Raw genomic sequence first — 852 nt, 5'->3', positions numbered from 1 at the left:
GGGCCTGGATCCGCTATCGCAACAAGTTTATTACGCCGGATAACGTGCAAAACGGCGTGGCGTTCTGGAACCAGTATCAGGATGCCCTGCAACGCGCGCAGCAGGTCTATGGCGTGCCGCCGGAAATCATTGTCGGCATTATTGGCGTGGAAACCCGCTGGGGTCGCGTGATGGGGAAAACGCGGATCCTGGATGCACTGGCGACCTTATCGTTTAACTATCCGCGCCGCGCCGAGTATTTCAGTAGCGAGCTGGAAACCTTCCTGCTGATGTCGCGTAAAGAGCAGGATGACCCGCTGGCGCTGAAAGGCTCTTTCGCCGGGGCGATGGGTTATGGTCAGTTTATGCCTTCCTCTTACAATGATTACGCGGTTGATTTCAATGGCGATGGCCATGCAAACCTGTGGGATCCGGTGGATGCTATCGGCAGCGTGGCGCACTACTTCCAGAAACACGGCTGGCGCAGCGGCGAAAATGTGGCGGTTCCGGCCAGCGGCCAGGCACCGATGCTGGAAGACGGTTTTAAAACCAGTTATAGCGTGAGCATGCTGGCGGCGTCTGGCCTGTCACCACAGGGTTCGCTGGACGGTAACAATCAGGTCAGTCTGCTGCGCCTCGACTTAGGTACCAGCTACCAGTACTGGTACGGCTTACCGAATTTCTATGTCATTACACGCTACAACCACAGTACTCATTATGCGATGGCGGTGTGGCAGCTGGGTGAGGCGGTGAGCAAAGCACGGCAGGGCGGCCTGCTATAAAGGCTATCCTTGTTAACTGTAAGGTTATATGATGACGCCCTTTTTCAGGCCACACAGCCACTGATATCTCTGGAGTCGTTATGTCTTTACC

The 852-nt window shown here is 55.5% G+C and carries 1 protein-coding gene; it reads left to right on the top strand.

Going from position 1 to position 852, the window contains the following annotated elements; all coding sequences use genetic code 11:
• The coding region (gene mltB, locus AC2LB6_RS24590) for a lytic murein transglycosylase B (RefSeq protein ID WP_490095470.1) at nt 1-761 on the top strand (761 nt) is incomplete at its 5' end.
• Nucleotides 762-852: the final 91 nt, after the last annotated feature.

It is taken from the genome of Pantoea sp. RCC30.1, assembly GCF_058148845.1.
The sequence above is the reverse complement of the archived record's forward strand: the minus strand, read 5'-3'. Positions and strand labels throughout refer to the sequence as shown.